This is a genomic window from Psychroserpens luteolus (assembly GCF_021032705.1).
GTDB lineage: Bacteria > Bacteroidota > Bacteroidia > Flavobacteriales > Flavobacteriaceae > Psychroserpens > Psychroserpens luteolus.
Map to the genome: position 1 here is coordinate 438163 of NZ_JAHVXI010000002.1, position 17819 is coordinate 455981.

The 17819-nt window shown below is 33.8% G+C and carries 19 protein-coding genes; 7 read left to right on the forward strand and 12 right to left on the reverse strand.

The genetic code is table 11. The features are described 5' to 3' along the window. Positions 1 to 7: 7 nt before the first annotated feature. From KWG70_RS07635 to KWG70_RS07645, 3 genes are read right to left on the reverse strand one after another with little or no spacing between them, the layout of a single operon-like run. Positions 8 to 445 (reverse strand): MarR family winged helix-turn-helix transcriptional regulator, encoded by a 438-nt coding sequence (locus tag KWG70_RS07635; RefSeq protein WP_230935405.1) that lies wholly within the window; start codon positions 443 to 445, stop codon positions 8 to 10. Positions 446 to 455: 10 nt separating this feature from the next. Then, positions 456 to 737 (reverse strand): GNAT family N-acetyltransferase, encoded by a 282-nt coding sequence (locus tag KWG70_RS07640; RefSeq protein WP_230935406.1) that lies wholly within the window; start codon positions 735 to 737, stop codon positions 456 to 458. Between the two features lie 3 nt (positions 738 to 740). Beyond that, positions 741 to 1271 (reverse strand): NADPH-dependent FMN reductase, encoded by a 531-nt coding sequence (locus KWG70_RS07645; protein WP_230935407.1) that lies wholly within the window; start codon positions 1269 to 1271, stop codon positions 741 to 743. A 143-nt stretch (positions 1272 to 1414) separates the two neighbouring features. Between KWG70_RS07645 and KWG70_RS07650 the strand changes: the two genes are divergently transcribed. Genes KWG70_RS07650 through KWG70_RS07665 form a run of 4 tightly spaced genes read left to right on the forward strand, consistent with a single transcriptional unit; the run spans position 1415 to position 6058 of the window. Then, complete coding sequence (locus tag KWG70_RS07650) at positions 1415 to 3043, forward strand: acyl-CoA carboxylase subunit beta (RefSeq protein WP_230935408.1); 1629 nt, start codon at positions 1415 to 1417, stop codon at positions 3041 to 3043. 1 nt (position 3044) lies between these two features. After that, complete coding sequence (locus KWG70_RS07655) at positions 3045 to 3866, forward strand: hypothetical protein (protein WP_230935409.1); 822 nt, start codon at positions 3045 to 3047, stop codon at positions 3864 to 3866. After that, positions 3863 to 4741, forward strand: coding sequence for a DUF2927 domain-containing protein (locus KWG70_RS07660; protein ID WP_230935410.1), 879 nt, complete (start codon positions 3863 to 3865; stop codon positions 4739 to 4741). Before KWG70_RS07655 ends, KWG70_RS07660 begins: the two co-directional genes overlap by 4 nt. A gap of 39 nt (positions 4742 to 4780) precedes the next feature. After that, a complete protein-coding gene (locus KWG70_RS07665) occupies positions 4781 to 6058 on the forward strand; it encodes an MFS transporter (protein ID WP_230935411.1) in 1278 nt (425 codons plus the stop codon). Here KWG70_RS07665 and KWG70_RS07670 read toward each other — a convergent pair. From KWG70_RS07670 to KWG70_RS07690, 5 genes are all read right to left on the reverse strand, one after another. Then, complete coding sequence (locus KWG70_RS07670; RefSeq protein ID WP_230935412.1) at positions 6055 to 7392, reverse strand: M24 family metallopeptidase; 1338 nt, start codon at positions 7390 to 7392, stop codon at positions 6055 to 6057. The genes KWG70_RS07665 and KWG70_RS07670 overlap by 4 nt on opposite strands. A gap of 69 nt (positions 7393 to 7461) precedes the next feature. Beyond that, positions 7462 to 8529, reverse strand: coding sequence for an AMP-binding protein (locus KWG70_RS07675; protein WP_230935413.1), 1068 nt, complete (start codon positions 8527 to 8529; stop codon positions 7462 to 7464). Positions 8530 to 8548: 19 nt separating this feature from the next. Then, positions 8549 to 9493 (reverse strand): CPBP family intramembrane glutamic endopeptidase, encoded by a 945-nt coding sequence (locus tag KWG70_RS07680; protein ID WP_230935414.1) that lies wholly within the window; start codon positions 9491 to 9493, stop codon positions 8549 to 8551. Between the two features lie 2 nt (positions 9494 to 9495). Next, on the reverse strand, positions 9496 to 10530 hold the full coding sequence (locus KWG70_RS07685; RefSeq protein ID WP_230935415.1) for an o-succinylbenzoate synthase: 1035 nt from the start codon (positions 10528 to 10530) through the stop codon (positions 9496 to 9498). A 72-nt stretch (positions 10531 to 10602) separates the two neighbouring features. Beyond that, positions 10603 to 11292, reverse strand: coding sequence for a DUF2490 domain-containing protein (locus KWG70_RS07690; protein WP_230935416.1), 690 nt, complete (start codon positions 11290 to 11292; stop codon positions 10603 to 10605). 114 nt (positions 11293 to 11406) lie between these two features. On the opposite strand from KWG70_RS07690, the gene KWG70_RS07695 reads away from it, so the two are divergent. Beyond that, positions 11407 to 12315, forward strand: coding sequence for a sterol desaturase family protein (locus tag KWG70_RS07695; RefSeq protein WP_230935417.1), 909 nt, complete (start codon positions 11407 to 11409; stop codon positions 12313 to 12315). Next, on the forward strand, positions 12305 to 13096 hold the full coding sequence (locus KWG70_RS07700; protein WP_230935418.1) for an SDR family oxidoreductase: 792 nt from the start codon (positions 12305 to 12307) through the stop codon (positions 13094 to 13096). Before KWG70_RS07695 ends, KWG70_RS07700 begins: the two co-directional genes overlap by 11 nt. Before the next feature lies 1 nt (position 13097). Here the strand turns inward: KWG70_RS07700 and KWG70_RS07705 are convergent, their stop codons facing one another. The 4 genes from KWG70_RS07705 to KWG70_RS07720 all read right to left on the reverse strand — a co-directional run bounded on the left by KWG70_RS07705 (position 13098) and on the right by KWG70_RS07720 (position 16566). Beyond that, a complete protein-coding gene (locus KWG70_RS07705; protein ID WP_230935419.1) occupies positions 13098 to 13910 on the reverse strand; it encodes a class I SAM-dependent methyltransferase in 813 nt (270 codons plus the stop codon). Positions 13911 to 13926: 16 nt separating this feature from the next. After that, positions 13927 to 14604 carry a metal-dependent hydrolase gene (locus KWG70_RS07710; RefSeq protein WP_230935420.1) on the reverse strand — a complete coding sequence of 226 codons (678 nt, stop codon included), beginning with the start codon at positions 14602 to 14604 and terminating at the stop codon, positions 13927 to 13929. 201 nt (positions 14605 to 14805) lie between these two features. After that, positions 14806 to 15711 (reverse strand): 1,4-dihydroxy-2-naphthoate octaprenyltransferase, encoded by a 906-nt coding sequence (gene menA, locus KWG70_RS07715; protein WP_230935421.1) that lies wholly within the window; start codon positions 15709 to 15711, stop codon positions 14806 to 14808. A gap of 15 nt (positions 15712 to 15726) precedes the next feature. After that, positions 15727 to 16566: a 1,4-dihydroxy-2-naphthoyl-CoA synthase gene (locus tag KWG70_RS07720; protein ID WP_230935422.1), complete on the reverse strand. Its 840-nt coding sequence runs from the start codon at positions 16564 to 16566 to the stop codon at positions 15727 to 15729. 54 nt (positions 16567 to 16620) lie between these two features. On the opposite strand from KWG70_RS07720, the gene KWG70_RS07725 reads away from it, so the two are divergent. After that, positions 16621 to 17727, forward strand: a complete 1107-nt coding sequence (locus KWG70_RS07725; protein WP_230935423.1) for a C1 family peptidase — start codon at positions 16621 to 16623, stop codon at positions 17725 to 17727. Positions 17728 to 17819 lie beyond the last annotated feature (92 nt).

Here is a 17819-nt window from a genome sequence, read left to right on the forward strand (position 1 = left end):
AATACGATCATCGCATTTTATCTAGCAGATCACTTAATTGTTCTGCTTCTTTTTCATTTAAATTTTTAAGAAGGTCCTTATTGAAATTCTTTGGAATAGATTCTAATAAAGCAATACCTTCTTTAGTAATTGCTATCTTGACAACACGTCTATCATGTGCTGAAGGCAATCGTTCTATATAATCCTTCGCGCAAAGTTTATCCATCAAGCGTGTTGCATTTGGTGAGCGTTCTAGCATTCTGTCTTTAATAGTCTGAACATTTAATGGCTCACCAGCTCCTTTTAAAATTCTTAGAATATTATACTGTTGCGGAGAAATACCATAATCTTTAAAAAATTCATTTTGACAACTAGTAATCCAATTAGCTGTGTAGATAATATTGAGCATGGCTTTCACTCTATTATTTTCAAACTTAGAATTGATATCTTTTGCTAAATCTCCCATCATTTAAATTTTAAAATAAAACATCACTATATTCAGTTCGCTTTTTGAATACTGCTGCAGCAAAAGGACATAAAGGCAAGATCTTAATTTGTTGCTCCCTTGCATAGTCAACAGAGGCTTCAACTAATCTATAGCCAACACCTTGACCTTTTAAAGATGAATCAACCTCGGTATGATCAATAATAATCTTATCTGCTCCAGCATGACTGTAGGTCATTAATCCTTTTTCAACACCATCAACTTCATAATAAAAGCGTCCTTTATTTCCTGTATCTGTGTGCTTTATATCCATAACTTATAAACTGTTTTGAAATTGTTTAACTTCTTCAGTCAATTGCGCATTCAATTCTTCATTGATTAGTGTTCCGTCTTGAAAGTTTGTACCAAAAGAAGGCAAAGAAAAAGCGCCTACTATGTTTCCTCCCATATAAGGGAAACGTCCTTTGGCAATTTCTAAAACTGTAGCACCTCCTCTACCTCCAGGCGATGTAGCCATTAATAGCATTGGTTTATCACTCCATAATTTACCATCAATACGTGACATCCAGTCAAAAATATTTTTAAAAACTGTTGCATAAGCTCCATTATGTTCAGCCAATGATAAAATAATACCGTTGGAAGATTTGATATACTCTAAAAATTTATGCGCATTGTCGGGAATACCATGTTCTATTTCATAATCAATTCCGTATAAAGGCAATTCAAAATCATTCAAATCTAAAACGTTTACTTCAGTATCTTCAACCAGAGTTGTTGCATAAATTGCTAGTTCTTTGTTAATTGAATTTTTACTATTGCTTCCAGCAAATGCTATTATTTTTTTCATAGGTCTTATTGTTTGATGGTACAAATATACAATAAAAAAACTATATATTCCTAGGAAACTATTTCCATGTTATCAATTTTAACAAATTATTCACTTTTTAATCCGTTATGGGTTTCGTAAATTCGTAGGAAATAAAATACACTATGGATTTAAACTTCAATAAAAACGAAGATCATAATAAATTACTCCTTTCAGATTTAAAAAAACGCTTAGCTCAGGTTAAACTTGGTGGTGGTGAAAAACGTATAGAAAAGCATCACTCCAAAGGTAAAATGACAGCAAGAGAACGTATCGATTATCTTCTTGATGCTAAAGCATCTTCTGTAGAAATTGGTGCATTTGCTGGAGACGACATGTATAAAGAACATGGTGGTTGTCCATCTGGTGGTGTGGTCGTTAAAATAGGTTATGTCAAAGGAAAACAATGTATCGTTGTTGCCAATGATGCTACAGTAAAGGCTGGAGCTTGGTTTCCAATTACAGGCAAAAAGAATTTAAGAGCTCAAGAAATTGCAATTGAAAATAGACTTCCAATAATATACCTAGTGGATTCGGCTGGTGTATATTTACCAATGCAAGATGAAATTTTTCCCGATAAAGAACATTTTGGGCGCATATTTAGAAACAATGCCGTGATGAGCAGTATGGGGATTACACAAATTGCTGCTGTTATGGGAAGTTGCGTCGCTGGTGGTGCTTATTTACCTATTATGAGTGATGAAGCTTTAATAGTAGATAAAACGGGAAGTATTTTCTTAGCAGGAAGTTATCTTGTAAAAGCCGCTATAGGAGAAACCATCGATAATGAGACATTAGGAGGTGCGACAACTCATTGCGAAATTTCAGGAGTTACAGATTATAAGGCAAAAGATGATAAAGACGCTCTAGAAACCATACAGCGTTTAATGGATAAAATTGGCCATTATGATAAAGCTGGTTTTAACCGTGTTGCTACGAAAAAACCTAGTGAGAAACCAGAAGACATCTTTGGTATATTACCGCGTTCAAGAGCAGATCAATATGATATGAGAGAGATTATCAAACGTTTAGTTGATAAGTCTGAATTTGATGAATATAAAGAAGGCTATGGTCAAACTATTATCACTGCTTATGCGCGTATTGATGGCTGGGCTGTAGGTATTGTAGCCAATCAGCGTAAGCTGGTAAAAACCAAAAAAGGTGAAATGCAATTTGGTGGCGTAATCTATAATGATAGTGCCGATAAGGCAACACGTTTTATTGCGAATTGTAACCAAAAGAAAATTCCTTTAGTCTTTTTGCAAGACGTAACTGGATTTATGGTTGGTAGCAAATCTGAGCATGGTGGAATTATTAAAGATGGTGCTAAAATGGTAAATGCTGTGAGCAATTCTGTGGTTCCTAAGTTTACCATTGTGATTGGAAATAGTTACGGAGCTGGAAATTATGCCATGTGTGGAAAAGCCTATGACCCAAGATTAATTGTGGCTTGGCCTAGTGCCGAATTAGCAGTAATGAGTGGAAATAGTGCCGCAAAAGTACTGTTACAAATAGAAAAAGCTTCACTAGAAAAACAAGGTGAAAAAATTACACCTGAAAAAGAAAAAGAACTTTTTGATAAAATTAAAAACAGATATGACAATCAAGTATCTCCATATTATGCGGCTGCTCGTATTTGGACAGACGCTGTTATTAATCCGTTAGACACTAGAACATGGATTAGTATGGGAATAGAAGCGGCTAACCACGCTCCTATTGAAAGACCTTTTAATATGGGTGTATTACAGGTTTAATATGAAGTCTTTTTTTACTACAACATTCTTGTTTCTTTTTCTATCCTCAACCTCGTTTTCGCAAATGGATGTTACGCAAATATTGAAAGCGAAAGATACTTTTGAACTAAGAACAAATCCTACTTTTAAAAGTGATAGTTTAGTGATTGTTAAACGAAAAACTATCATTGACCCTAGTAAATATGCTACAAATAATAAATTCGATATAAAAACACTCAATAGATATAGAGTCTCAGTTTTTTATTATACAAATTCTAAAACAAATCACACCTATTATGCTAAGCAGTGGAATGTTCCTATTCTTATATATATAGATAAATCATTCCCTAAACAATTAAAAAAATCTCTAAAGCAGTTTTTATCTCGTTTTGATTCTGTAGATAATTTGAATATTTCGATAACCAGTAACATAAATAAAGCAAATTATTATGTAAAACCTACTAAAAAGTTATTTACAAATAACAGCTATAAGTTTAAAAATGAAACTGATAAAAAGAATTTTGCTTTTAATAATGGTGATTATACTATACTTTCATCTGGAGATGAAAAAATAAAAGGCTGCATACTAGAACTAAACACCCATTTGGAAGTGGACATCAAAATCTTAGAAAGTAATCTAAAACAGTTATTCTTTCTAAGTTTGGGGAGGTTTTTTGTTATACATCGTGACAAAGACATTTCTAGTTATTTATGTCCTACTTATCAATTTCAAGGTCATATTAGCCCATCAGATTTGAACATATTAAAAATACATTACAATTACATTTATGAATTTCCGGTAAGTGACACCGAATTTTCGAAACTCACAAAACTCAAACAATGAAATATATAACAACTACACTATTTTTATGTTGTTATTTCTTTTCAGTAGCTCAAACTGAAAGGAAACCAATAAAAACTAGGCAGTATATCCCATTATCATCATGGAAGAAAATCTACAAGAAGCCTTTGACCAAACAAGACTCTATGAATTTTGTCATAAAAGGCAAGGATACTTTGGTTATGCTTACTTCTGTACCAAGACCAAATGGTGCATTTGTACCTTATGAGTACAAAGACTCTACATTTTTAAGTTATTACACAAAAATCGCTTTTAGATTAAAAAATGATAGTACAGATAAGAAGCAGACAATGAAATACTGGAAGCAACCATTGAGAGTGTTTATTACAGGAAGCTTTTCAGGTAAAGTAGAAAGAGACTTTAAAAAGTTTGCGAAATCTACAATTAATCATATCGATTCTCTTCAAATTAAGTTTGTAAACAAAGTAGAAGATTCCAACTTCATTGTTTATTCTCATGAGGATTATGACTATGAATCAAAAATAAACAAGAAAAGCAACTCAGCTTATTATATGCATTGGAGTAAGAGCAACAAAATAACTAAGTTCGCCATGCGTATTAATACATCTCATTATTTTAGCGACAAATTAAGATTGATGGAAATTAAACGTTATTTTATTCAATCATTAGGCTATTTTAAAACAATTGATGAATTCTCTTGTGATAGTTATTTTTCTCTCTGTAATTCAAAAGAAAAACAATTGACCTCATTAGATATAGAGCTTTTAAAATACCACTATTCATATGGCATTTGTAAGGGAACAGACTTACACACATTTTTAGATCAACACAAAAAAGCCAAAGAAATGCTTAGGCTAAACCCTAAAAATAAGATGAATTTTATTCATCCTGAATAGTCAACCCAAATTAATAATTAAGGTTAAACAATATCAAAAGTGAGTACAAAAAAAACTAGATCAACTATCTTTATTATCATTTTATTGATATTAGCGGCTGAAGCTGTTTTTATTTTACCTTTTGTTTTACAGCGTATTTTTAGAACTACTTTTCTCGAGTCTTTTGGTATAAGTCAATTTGAAATAGGAAGTTGTTTTTCCGCTTACGGAACCGTTGCACTTTTTTCTTATTTATTTGGTGGTCCATTAGCAGATAAGTTTCGACCTCATATACTTATGTCTGTAGCCTTAATGCTTACTGCACTTGGTGGCTTATATCTTGCAACATATCCATCGCTTGGCAATCTACATATACTCTACGGTTTTTGGGGATTTACTACTATTTTCTTGTTTTGGGCAGCTATGATCAAAGCGACCAGAATTTGGGGAGGATCTAATAAACAAGGCATTGCCTTTGGGTTTTTAGATGGTGGACGTGGCTTAGTTGCTGCTATATTTGGATCTGCTGGTGTACTAATCTTTTCATTGTTCATTACAAAAGATATTGAGCTTACCTCTGTAGCTGAACGTCGAGAAGCTTTTAAACATGTTATTACCTACACTTCTTTTGCGGTAATGGTAATTGCGCTTTTAGTTTTTTTCTTTTTGAGATTTAAAACCAATGATACTGTAAAAACAGAACCTGCAAAAAAAACCATCACGTTAGACAACTTTAAACTTATAATAAAGTACAAATCTGTTTGGTTGCTCATGATCATTATTTTATGTGCCTATTACGGTTATAAAATGACAGATCTTTTTAGTCTATATGCCGAAGAAGTTATGCTCTATAATAAGATTGAAGCCGCAACTATTGGCACATACCTTCTTTATATGAGACCAGTTATTGGAGTCGTCATTGGTTTATTAGCCGATCGTACACGAGCTTCTTTGTGGATTATCATTGGCTTTTTATTAATGACCCTTACTAGTCTTATTTTTGCTTCAGGTATTATTAGTGATAACACTACACTATTATTTATATTATCCATAGGAACTATGGCCTTAGGTGTCTATTCGGCAAGAGTACTCTACTTCGCAGTTCTAGAAGAAGCAAAAATTCCATTAGCAGTCACTGGAACTGCTGTTGGTTTTATTTCAGTTGTTGGTTACACTCCAGATATTTTTGCTGGATTATTATATGGATATTTCTTAAGTGCTTACGAAGGCTTAGAAATAGGACATCAAATTGCATTTGGTATCATGGCTGGATTTACCTTGATTGGATGTATCGCTTCAATTATGCTATACAGGCATACAAAGTCAAAGACAGGCTAATTACCTTGATGTGATTTTAGTCTAGGGATTGTTAGCAACTTTGTTTGACGACCATTAACGTAACGAAAACCGTTTTCTCCATAAAACCCAGCTTCCTCTAACATTACTCGTATATCACGTTTCCATTCTGGTATGGTCACTGTTGTGTTTAATTCAATCGCATAAACAGTATTAGGATATAAAGGATAATCGCCTGCTCCTTCAACTCCATTTTGAGAATCCCACATCCCTATGGTTGGGCCAGACGAATGTCCATAACTTCCTAAAGGATGGGTATAAATTGAAGGTCTTAACCCTGCTTCTTTTGCTGCCTTTAATGATTTCAACAAAATATCATTACCCGTTTTTCCAGTTTCAAAATTAGACGTAAAAATATCTTGAACGCGGTTCCCTTCCTTTAGAGCTTCTACCAAAAATTGAGGTGGCTTTGTTTCATTAGGTTTTAACACATAAGCCAATTCTTGACAATCTGTATTGAGCCTTAAATAGGTAATTCCGAAATCGCAATGCACCAAATCGCCAGGCAGAATAACTTGTCGCTCAGGTCGATCAGAAAACGAATATAGATGTCCTTTTAAATCATCTTTAGATCGCTGAACATCAACTGTAGGATGAAACCATGTTTGCAGTCCTAGATCTGTTACTTTTTGGCGCATCCACCATTCTACATCAGATGTAGTCGTTATGCCTGGTGTAATCACTTTCTCTGAAAACGCCTCGGCAATAATATCATGTGTAATATCTACCAATTGATTATAGATAATCATTTCTCTATCTGTTCTGGTTTCTATCCATGCAATAGCCAATTTTTCGGCAGAAACTACTTTGTTTTTATAAGCATTAGGAAGTACTTGCATGAATTCGTCATAATCAGTTTTATCTAGTCCGTCTGCTATATTAAAATGTGTCGAATAATTTAATCCTATATTTTTAGGATCTCGTTCTTCTATAAGTTCTACTAAGCGTTGCCACTGATCTGGCTGTTTTTCTTTATCCCATGCAGAAACGATATGATCTCCAAAATTATAGCGTGCGACAGCCAACTTCTCGACGCTATTCCTTTGCTTATCTCTGTAAAACACAATGATAGTCCTACGTCTGGCATTTAACCAAGTTGCAGGCAACATTGTTTTTAGAACGGGATCTTCATTATATTCTCTCGATATTAGAATCCACATGTCTAAATTGGTTCGATCCATTAAATCAGGTAAAACAGTGTTGAAGCGATCTGCCAGAATTTCGTCAATAACTGTGGCTTGTTCCTTTACTGATAAGACTTGTTGTGCATTACTTTGAAAAACGGCAAGCAGTACAATCAGAATTGTTTTTTTCATAGGTTTAGATATATCCACTAAAAATATGGAATTTAAAGGTAATCTACCGATACAAAACTAACAGAGCTACTAAGATGTTCCCAAAATAGCCTCTAAGGTCTTTTGTCGTTGCAGCTTTCCTGTTTCAGTTTGGATAAACTTTGAAATATGATAGACAGATTTGGGCACCTCAAACTTTTTTAAATTTTCAAACACTGAAGGTTCTAACATATTAGAGTCACTTTCTAATACAAGAACAACTTTTTGCCCAAGGTCTTTGTCGGCTTCCGAAGTAATAAAAAAACGTGTTTCGATTTTACCTTGAAGCTTTGCCTCTATTAATTCAGGAAATAATTTCACACCACCAGAATTGATCATATTATCAAAACGACCAATAATATCGAATTCTGTTTTTGATATCATCTCTACAATATCATTTGTGATTATTTTTTCATCAGACAGTTTTTTAGCATCTATAATTAAACAACTTCTATCATCTGTAGATATTTGGATATCTCGTAACACTTGAAAATGTGCATTATCAGAGTTTCTATTAAGTTGTCTTACTGCAATGTGACTAACCGTTTCAGTCATTCCATAGGTTTCAAAGACTTTTGCTTTTACATTATAAAGTTTTGATTTTAGTACTTTAGACACTGAGGCTCCTCCAACTATTAGTGTTTTAATATGTGCTAAACGCTGCAACGAGTTTTTAAGTTGCAACGGAATCATCGCACAGAAATCGTAGTGCTTTAAATTATCATAAGCAGGTATCGTAGAAGGAGACACCAAATCCAATTCAAGTCCTAGTATCATAGCTCTAACGAGCATCATTTTACCTGCTATATACTGGCTTGGTAAACAATGTAATGCCTTATCTCCTGGTTGTAATCCAAAAAAATCGCCAGTCATTATTGCCGAATTTACCATGGCCTGTTTTTTAAGCATTATCGTTTTTGGCAATCCTGTCGAACCAGAGGTATTCACCAAAACATGGTCTTTATCATCTATCCAGTCTAATAGAAAATTGCCAATTACTTGCTCATAGTCGTCACCTTCCTTAACTAAACTGTAGGCTATCTCTTTAAGTTCTTCATGATTGTAATGGATACCATTTAGCTTAAATTTTAAATGTATTTTATCAAACTTAGGTGTCATAAAATAAAATTATGGAATGTTATTCACCTATAATTTTGTAGTCTTCCTGAGCAGGTTCAATAACTCTACCAAATAAATTGGTTTTCCAGTTACGCCATTTATACTTTTTGGCGAATATGAATAGAATAATTGGGTATATCACTAAAATAGGAATTAAAATCTCAGAAACTTGATTGGTAGCTTCTTCAGCAGTATATCTAAAAATGGCATCTGTTTGCAAAGCAGACCAATCTGAAGTCACTAATAAAGCAGCTAACAAATTATTTCCTAAATGAAAACCTAAAGCCAATTCTAAGCCATCATCCATTAAGGTCATAATACCAAGCATTAAACCTGTTCCAATGTAAAATATCATAATAATCGGCCCCATTTCATCCACTTCAGGGTTTCCACCATGAAGCACTCCAAATAGTACTGATGTTAATATTAAAGGAAACCATCTGTTCTTTACTACAACAGCAAGTTGTTGCATCAAATAGCCTCTAAACAAATATTCTTCTAAACCAATTTGAAGAGGAAATAAAAGCAAACTCACAATAACCAATATGGTAAATTTTACAGGATCCAATTGGAACTCAACGAATGAAGGGTCTGAAAAGTAACTAAATGCAAATAGTCCAAGTGTGATTACAACAATAAGCGAAAATGAAAAGAAAGCACGTTTCCAGTCTATTTTATTTCGTGCTGTAGTTAACGACTTAAGGCTTCTTTTGTGTAAAAATTTAACCAATAAAAATAAAAGCAGCAATAGCACTGCAAAAGGCAATAAGTTAACAGCCAGCCAAAAGTTTTTACTAGGCACCAACTCTAACATTTTTTTTTGTTCTTCTATAACATCAAAACCATCTCCAAAAAATATTAAAAAAATAAGATTAAATATAAAGAGACCTGATACAATTAAAACTGTCAAAATCACTTTCCATGCTTCATTTTCTCCCTTGTAGGCTTGTTGTAAATAATTCATAGTTAAATATTAAAATTCCAAGATGTATGCTTTTCGTAACGCAATGTACCATTTTTTACTACTAATGGCGAATCAAAATTATTGGTAAATAAACTACCTGTTCCCAGACCTTGTGGTAAATCATTATTAAGGATATAAGTCCATTGTGCTATGGCATTCAAACCAATATTGCTCTCTAAAGCACTTGTAATCCACCAACCAATTTGTTGTTGATCTGCGAGATCTATCCAATTTTGACTTCCTCTAAAACCTCCAACTAAAGTGGGTTTTAAAATGATATACTGCGGATTAATACTTTCAAGTAAATCCTTTTTTTTCTTGTTTGAAAATACACCAATTAATTCTTCATCTAAAGCAATAGCCAAAGGCGTGTTCTCACATAATTGAGCCATATTTTCCCATTGTCCTTGTTTAATTGGCTGTTCGATTGAATGCAAATCAAATTCGGATAATCGCTTTAACTTTTCTAACGCTTCATCTGGAGAAAAAGCACCATTGGCATCAACTCGTAACTCGATATCACTTGCCGAAAACTCTTTCCTAATAGATTTCAACAGATTTAATTCGGTTTCAAAATCTATAGCTCCAATTTTCATTTTAATACAATTGAAACCAGCATTAAGTTTTTTGGTGATTTGACTTTTCATAAAATCTTCACTTCCCATCCAAATAAGTCCATTAATGGCTATAGATGCATGACCTTTTGTAAATTCCGAAGGAAACAAATCAAAACTAGAATCACTAGACAAAGACTTGAATGCCATTTCCAATCCAAATTGAATACTAGGATATGTAACAAGCTCATCCAATAGGACTTCCAATCCCAAATTAATATGCTCACAAGTCCATTGCAATTTTGACTCAAACTCTGGTCTATCATCGCAACTCAGACCTTTAAACATTCCACATTCGCCTATGCCAATTTTACCCTGATCATTAAGAATAATGAACCAAGTTTCCTTAGATTTCAATATCCCTCTAGAAGTGCCACTAGCTTTTTTAAAATTGAGTGTATACGGTTTGTAAGTTGCAATCATAGTTTATGAATTCAGTAAATGAATTCGCTACAAAAATACTAAATCTAAGAGCAAGATGTATGATGATTGTTATTAGAAATTATGATGAAAACTCAATTGGAGTTGCGCTTTTCCAACGCCATTTGTTTTTTGATTCATCCAACCCAATTGAAATTTCATACCTGGTTTCAGTACATAACCAATACCAAGATAGGTACGATTGCGATCAAAAAACTCGACCTCTCTATTGTCTCCAATATCGCGCTGACCATTAACAAATAATTCATTGTATAATGCAGCATATATAGCGCCTTTTTCTAAAGCACTCTTATTAAAGGGTACATTCATAAATAGGTTATAACGATATCTAGTTCTGAAATCCTGATCTTCTACAAAACGCTGCTCATATCTAAAGCGATGCGTAAGATATACACGATTTCCTAATTTGTGAGGCAAAAGTGCTTCCTGATAGATTCTACTCTCAGTTGATGTATCATCACTATCTCCAAATGTTCCAGTTGTAATGTGAGCATAACCTAATGTGAATTTTGCATTTACGCCTTTAGGTCTGTAAGTAACTCCTGAACGCAGCAGCAATTGTTCTAAATCGCCACCCAAGTTCCAATTACGATATTGAACATCGCCTTGAATTCCAAATTGACTTTCTTTAAATTTATGATCGAAAAAATACATATACCAAGCACCTGTTTTACCAGATTCTACTTGAGCCATAGATTTTACCGAAATGAATAAAATAATAAGTAAGGTTAGTTTTAATTTCATAGTTTGTTAACTTCATTGCAAAATTAATATCTATAAGTTTTGCTTAAAAATTGAAAACTGTAAATATACAGATTTTTCACAATTTTGTACTTTAGCTAAAACCGAAAGAGACTCATGCACGATCCCAATTTTCCAAATATCATATTATTTGCTATTCCTTTTTTTATAGCCGCTATGTTATTGGAATTGTATGTTACAATAAAGCAGGACATTAAGACTTATGAAACAAAAGATGCCTTCTCCTCTATTGCTATGGGATTAGGTAATGTTTTTCTAGGTTTTTTTAGTAAAGCCATTGTATTGGTTGCTTTTTTCTTCATCTATGAAAATTTTAGGTTGTTTACCATTCCTATTGTTTGGTGGAGCTTCATACTTATTTTCTTTGCTGATGATCTAGCTTATTATTGGTTTCATCGTATATCTCATGAATGTCGATTATTTTGGGCATCACATGTCGTACATCACTCATCACAACACTACAATTTAAGCACAGCGTTGCGCCAAACATGGTCTGGTGGTTTTTATTCTTTTGTCTTTTGGCTTTGGTTACCACTTTTAGGGTTTCATCCCGGAATGATACTCCTACAGATGTCTATAAGTTTATTATATCAATTTTGGATACATACCGAAACCATAAACAAAATGCCACGCTGGTTTGAAGCGATTTTTAACACACCATCGCATCATCGTGTTCATCATGGCAGAAACCCATTGTACTTGGATAGAAATCACGCAGGTATTTTAATTATTTGGGATAAATTGTTTGGCACATTTCAACCCGAATTAGAAGATGAAAAAGTAGTCTATGGCTTAGTTAAAAATATACGTACATATAATCCAATAAAAATTGCATTTATTGAATGGGTACATATGTTTAAAGATGCCTTTTCTGGTCGGAAATCGCTAAAAAACAGAATTCTATATCTTCTTAAGCCACCTGGCTGGAAACATGATGGTACTGGTAAAATATCTGAAGACCTTAGAAATGAATGGCTAACTAAACATACGAAACATGACGTTTAACGATAAAACAATTTGGATTACTGGAGCTTCCAGTGGTATTGGAAAAAGTTTGGCTATTGCATTATCAAAATACGACTGTAGTTTAATACTTTCCTCAAGAAGAACCGATGAATTAGCTAAGGTCAAGTCGCTTTGTCATGAACCCAATAGAGTTCATGTACTTCCTTTAGATCTCGCTAATATTAATCATATGGAGTTTAAAACAAATGAGGCCATTTCCATCTTTGGAAGGATTGATGTTTTAGTTAATAATGGTGGCATTAGTCAACGCTCAGCAATTATTGACACATCTATTGATGTGGACCGAAAACTGATGGAAATAGACTACTTAGGAACTGTAGCCTTATCTAAAGCCATATTGCCTCATTTTATTGACAATCAATCAGGCCATTATGTGGTAGTATCCAGTTTAATGGGAAAATTTAGCTCTGCTTATCGATCGGCATATTGTGGTGCCAAACATGCGCTTCACGGTTTTTTTGATGCGTTACGTATAGAACACGACAAAGACAACATTAAAGTTACAATGATTTGTCCTGGTTTTGTGAATACTAACGTAGCTCGTAACGCCTTAACAGGAAACGGAAGCAAACAAGGTTATCAAGATGAGATGACCGAAAATGGTTTAGACGTTAACGTCTTTGTAAAAAAGATGATTAAGGCCATACGTAAAGAAAAATATGAAGCTTATATCGGTAAGTTTGAAAAATTTGGTGTTTACGTGAAACGCTTATCTCCACGTTTAATTCATAAGTTAGTGATGAGAAGTAAAGTAAAATAGTCTAGACTTTTTCAGCAATCACCTCTATCAAAATCGGACAAAACAAGGTTGTGTTTTTGTTTTGTTCTAAATCTTTAAAATCGCTTAAAGCCTGCTCAACATCTACTTGAGACAAATAGCCAGCATCTATTAATCTGGGAAAATAACTGTGATAAAATGATTTTGGCCATTGCCAAACTAAATTGTCTGGTGTTGCTAATTTTGACATGAGTCGTTTACTGGTCACCTTCATTCCTAAATCTTCAAAAATTCTGGGTAATTCTCTACCTATATCTATTTCGCCATCTTGTTCTTTAAAGCTCTGTAAACAACCAGCAATAGCTTTTTCAATACCTGCTTTACGAGGCTCTATACTATGCGTCTGCCAATCGTAATATTCATGCAGCACCATTTTTCCACCAGGTTTAAGGGCTTGTTTTACTTTGCCTAAAATTTCCTTGACATTAGGTACCCAAGCCATTGCCCAGCGACAGTACATGCCATCTAGGCTATTAGGTTCTAAGTTCATATCATTAAAGTCAGCTTGGACAGCATCAATCTGTAGTCCGTATTGTAAATTAATTCGATTTAAAAAATTAATAAAATGTTCAGAGCGATCTATACCAATCACCTTACCAGAATTACCAACCACAAAGGCAAGTTCTTTAGAGCAGAAACCTGGTCCGCAACCCAAATCCAAAATAGTTTGTCCTGCAGTAAAACCTGCTAATTCCCAACCTTTATGCGCTTCGGAAGCCCAAACTTGATGCTGTAATCCCAGCCGATGTAATTCTTCCTGATCTGTTCCTAAAATGTACGCGTCTTGTTCTTTCAATGTCATTTATTTAAGATTATAGTTCAATGCTTTCGCCAATGTCTAAAAGCATTAAGTCTTTGCCTTTATCGAAGAATTTACGCTTGGCAGCTTCATGGTCAATTTCAATATAACCAAAGGTATCAAAATGATACCCTAGGACTTTATCACATTGAACAAAATCACTCGCATGTATGGCTTCTTCGATTCCCATGGTAAAATTATCACCAATAGGTAAAATGGCTAAGTCTAATTTAGTAAATAAGGGAATGAGTTTCATATCCATAGTAAGGGCAGTATCTCCAGCGATATAGATGTTTTTGTGCTCACCTTCAATTACGAACCCTCCAGGTTGTCCGCCATAGCTACCATCTGGAAATGATGATGTATGAATGGCATTAACATATTTAACAGTACCAAATTCAAAATCCCATTGACCACCATGATTCATGGGGTGATTTTCTAAGCCCAGCTTATCAAAATGGGTTGCAATTTCAAAATTTGAAACAACAACAGCACCTGTGCGCTTAGTAATGGCTTCAACATCTAGAATATGATCTTGATGTGCGTGCGTGACCAATATATAATCGGCTTCAAGGGATTCAATGTTAATATGAGAGGCTTTAGGATTTCCTGAAATAAATGGATCAATAAGAATATTGATGTCAGCAATTTTTAGTCCTAGACTTGCATGACCATAAAATGTAATTTGCATTGTTGGTTGACTTAAAAATGATTGGATATAAAAAACTGAAACTAAAATACGAAAAAACTCAGACAGATTTGAAGAAATTGTCTGAGTTTTAAAGCCCCAAATTTTATTGCCAACATAATAGCAAATAAATGCCGACCTACAAAATTTCAGAATAAATATAAGCATTAATTATTTGAAAACCAAATAATTATGTTAAATAATCTATAAAATATAACCTACTCCTAATAGTGCTGAAAACAAAAAAGTTGTTAAAGCTAGAACTTTTAACTGCGGATCAAACTCTTTGGGTGTCTTCGTTTTATTCACCTTAACAATGTGTAATACCAATGGAATATAAGCGATATAAAACAAGAAATTATAAAAATTTGAGAAGTACAATATTGAAAATACAAATGAGAAAGCTATAGCTAAAACAATGAGCGTGATATGATAGGTCTTAGCTCTTGTTTTTCCAAGCTTAACCGCTAGCGTATCCTTACCAGCTTCCTTATCAGAATCAATGTCTCTCATATTATTGAGGTTCAAAACTCCCATACTTAAGAGACCAAGAGACACAGCAGGTAAAAACACGTGATGGTCAATATGTTTGGTATATAGAAAATAACTACCAATAACGCTTAACATTCCGAAGAACACAAAAACAAATATATCTCCTAAGCCTTTGTAGCCATAGGGTGAGCTTCCTACGGTATAATTTATTGCTGCATAGACTGACAAGCCAGACAATAAAAAAAACAATAAGGCATATAGAAAATATTTACTTCCAAAGGACACAAAAATAAGGCCAACAGTGAGTACAATAACAACAAGAATATTCATTTTGATCCCATCAAACATTTCTTCTGGTGTTATAGTTCCGCTTTGAATAGCGCGTTCAGGTCCGATTCTGCTATCATTATCTGTTCCGCGGACACCATCTCCATAATCGTTAGCTAAGTTTGAAAGTATTTGTAAGCTTATTGTCAACAATATGGCGAACGTCATAATGATACTATCAAAGTAGCCATTGTAATGTGCAAAACAAGATCCAATGATAATACCAGATACCGACAGTGGTAACGTACGTAATCTAAAGGCTGACAACCAAGGTTTTAATTTTTTAAACATAAACAAGCTTTTGATTTACGGAATCCATTTTTTATCAAAATTAGGTTTACGTTTTTCTAAAAACGCATCACGACCTTCCTTAGCTTCTTCAGTCATATAAGCCAATCTTGTGGCTTCACCAGCAAATACTTGCTGACCAACCATTCCATCATCTGTTAAATTCATAGCAAATTTTAACATCTTTATTGAGGTTGGTGATTTTGCCAATATCTCTTGAGCCCATTCATAGGCTGTATCTTCCAACTCATCGTGCGGAATCACTGCATTTACCATTCCCATATCGCAAGCCTCTTGCGCAGAGTAGTTTCTTCCTAGGAAAAATATTTCACGTGCCTTTTTTTGTCCGACCATTTTTGCCAAATAAGCAGAACCATATCCACCGTCAAAACTAGTGACATCTGCATCAGTTTGTTTAAAAATAGCATGCTCCTTACTAGCCAAGGTTAAGTCGCAAACCACATGAAGACTATGGCCTCCTCCTACTGCCCATCCAGGAACAACAGCAATAACGGCTTTTGGCATAAAACGAATTAAGCGTTGCACTTCAAGAATATTTAAGCGATGATAACCATCATCTCCAACATACCCTTGATGTCCTCTAGCTTTTTGATCTCCTCCTGAACAGAAACTCCAAATGCCATCTTTGGTAGATGGTCCTTCAGCTGATAATAAAACTACTCCAATAGTTACGTCTTCATTTGCATCATAAAACGCATCATATAATTCACTTGTAGTTTTTGGACGAAACGCATTTCTAACATTTGGACGATTGAATGCTATTCGTGCTACACCATTACATTTTTTGTATGTAATATCTTGATATTCTTTAGCAATAATCCAGTTCGCTTTACTCATTATTTATTATTTTAGTCAAAAATAAATCATTTTATAGAAACGAATCCCATTACCATGAAAAATAATAGTCTACTTATCATTTTACTTTTTATTAGTGTTTTTAGTTTTTCTCAAGACTATAAATTTGAAACAACCATTGACTTAGAAGCTACAGATGTGATTAGTCAAGGTAATACAGGAACTTGTTGGAGTTTTTCAGCATCTTCATTTCTAGAAAGTGAAGTGATGCGATTAACAGGCAAACAAATTGACTTATCTGAAATGTACTCAGTTAGGCATACCTATTCACAAAAAGCTTGGAATTATGTTATGCGACAAGGGAAAACACAATTTAGTCAAGGTGGTTTAGCCCATGACGTTATCAATAGTATTGCTGAACATGGTATTGTACCAAATGATGCTTACTCTGGCTTAATTGAAGGTAAGAAAGGTCATAATCATTCTAAAATGGTAGATTCTTTAAAAACCATTCTAAAGACCTATTTAGCAGATACCAAAACCTATCCTACTAATTGGAGAAAAGACATAGAAAACACACTAGATCACTATTTAGGTGATGATATTACTTCATTCACTTATGATGGTAAGACCTATACACCACAGTCGTTTTTAGAAATGACAACTATTAATCCTGATGACTATGTCACAATCACATCTTTCACACACCAGCCTTACTATTCAAATTTCATTTTAAACATCCCAGATAACTTTTCTAATGGTGATTTTTATAACGTGACCTTAGATGAACTCGTTACTGCAGCTAACCATGCATTACAAAATGGATTTAGTATCGAATTAGATTGTGATGTAAGTGAAAAGACATTTTCAGCTAAACATGGTCTGGCCATTGTACCTGCCAATGATGATACTAGTGCTTTACTAAAGGTAAGTCCAGAAAAAGATATTACTGCGGCCTATAGACAGCAAGAGTTTGAAAACTTTAATACCACAGACGATCATTTGATGCATATTACTGGAATGCTAAAAGATCAAAATGGAACATCATATTATAAAGTGAAAAATTCATGGGGAAAAAATGGCTTAGGTAATGATGGCTATATCTACATGAGTGAAGCGTACTTTAAATTGAAAACCATATCTATAATGGTACATAAAGATGCGTTGCCAAGTAATCTAAAAGCCAAATTACTTATTAAATAAGTATCCAAATCAGTTTTTACTAAAAATTATAGTTTTAGGACATCCAAAACTTGAAACTAATACGTATATCCCATTCGGTATCATTTTTATGT